The sequence below is a fragment of the Aminobacter sp. P4_H6_2 genome, from assembly GCF_056400805.1.
On record NZ_JBFUKO010000886.1, the window covers coordinates 1 to 1,695 of the forward strand.

Sequence of the window (1,695 nt, forward strand, 5' to 3'; positions counted from 1 at the left end):
GCCCAAGCTGCCCGAGGCGATGCCGCTTGCCGCCAGCGCTGACGCGGTTGCTGCAGCGCTCGGCCTTGCGCCTCACGAGATCGGCTTCGAGAATCATCGCGTATCGCTGTGGTCGGCGGGTGTTCCCTACATCACCGTACCTGTGGCCGACATGAAAGCCGCCAGCCGCATCCGCTTCGACAACGAGGCCTGGTTCACATTTTCACCGCGCAAGAGCGACTCCGCGGTCGCGAGCGCTTACATCTATTGCCGCGAGACCGTGGGCCACGACAACGCCTTCCACGCCCGCATGATCGTTCCCGGCAGCCCGTCCTATGAAGATCCGGCCACCGGCTCGGCGGCTGCGGCCTTTGCCGGCGCCATCATGCATTTCGACAAACCGACCGATGGCGTGTCGCGATTCTGGGTCGAACAGGGAATCGAAATGGGCCGGCCGTCACGAATCAGGCTCGAACTGGACGTCTCAGGTGGAAATCTTGTCGCCGCACGCATCGGCGGGCACGCCGTGAAGACCGCTGAGGGCACTATTTACGTCTGATTTGCAGGAATTTTTGCCGACGTGAAGAAAAAGCGCCGGAGGGGGTGGACAGGGAAAAATGGTATGGCTATATGCCGCCACGGTCGTTGAAACGACTGTGTGGGTGCGTAGCTCAGTTGGTAGAGCAGCTGACTCTTAATCAGCGGGTCACAGGTTCGATCCCTGTCGCACCCACCACTAACTTCCTGAAATCATTAAATTTTCGCTGATTGGCCGAGATGTGAGATTGGAAACGGTTTCCAATCTTGACGCTTGGTTTCCAATTCGCGTTCTGTTCTTGTTCTAACTCGGGCTGTCGAACCTCGTGTAGCGCGCAACTTCGGTTGGCATGTTTGCGCAACTTGAGTTGGCACCAATTCGCGCGCCGACGAATAGGCGTTGAACGTCAGTTGAAGCCGTTAGCCGCAACAGCCGGTACCGTGGCCCGGCCAGGTCCGGGCAAAACCCTCGCCAACGAGTGCACCCCCAACGTCGACGCCATCAACTTTGYCATCGCCAAGGTGCGGCCGTATCGGTCAAGGCCGCGCCGCTCGATCGCGTAAGCACCAGCGCTCAATAGCTCAGTAAGGCGCTTGGTTGCGCGTGCAGCACGCTCGCGCTCGGCTCTACATTTGCCACCGGCGCTGTTCTTTCAAGCGTCGCCTGGGCCAGTGATGCGGACTACGATGTGCGCCCGGTTCACGACTGCTACTGCTTTGAACCAAATCAGGATGCGCATGAAGCTCTGTGTCGTTCCGGGTTCGGCGGACGCGTACAGGTCGTGTGAAGCGAAATGCGGATTGGTCCTGAGCCTGGAAACCGGTCCAGGCGTCGCGCAACTCGCTGCTGTCACGTTGCAGCGACCACATAGAGGAAAGGATGCTGCGCCGACGGTGATTTTGGGAACCCGCGGGGCGCATTTATATAATCGACTGGCAACGGTAGAAGACCTATCCGTCAGAATCTGACACTTGGAGTGTGTAGCGCGTGTGCCTGCGCTCACCCGCTTTTGTTAGGGCACGTTTGGCAACCAAGTCCTGCAAGTCTCTTGTCGCTGTGGCGCGGGATGCCTGTGTGATGGCGATATAGTTCTCGGCGCTGAGCCCCCCTTTGAAGCCGTCAATGCCCTCGCGGAACATCCGGGCGATGGCCTTTTCCTGGCGCTCGTTGAACTGACC

At 59.3% G+C, this 1,695-nt stretch carries 1 protein-coding gene, 1 tRNA gene and 1 pseudogene; 2 read left to right on the forward strand and 1 reads right to left on the reverse strand.

From position 1 onward, the window contains the following. Nucleotides 1–538: PhzF family phenazine biosynthesis isomerase (locus tag AC1DUU_RS31325; RefSeq protein WP_476787195.1), on the forward strand; the 538-nt coding region annotated here is incomplete at its 5' end. 101 nt (nucleotides 539–639) lie between these two features. Continuing rightward, nucleotides 640–715 (forward strand) — tRNA-Lys (locus tag AC1DUU_RS31330). 752 nt (nucleotides 716–1,467) lie between these two features. Here the strand turns inward: AC1DUU_RS31330 and AC1DUU_RS31335 are convergent. Then, nucleotides 1,468–1,695 (reverse strand): annotated as a pseudogene (locus AC1DUU_RS31335) (DUF4172 domain-containing protein); the annotation flags it as partial.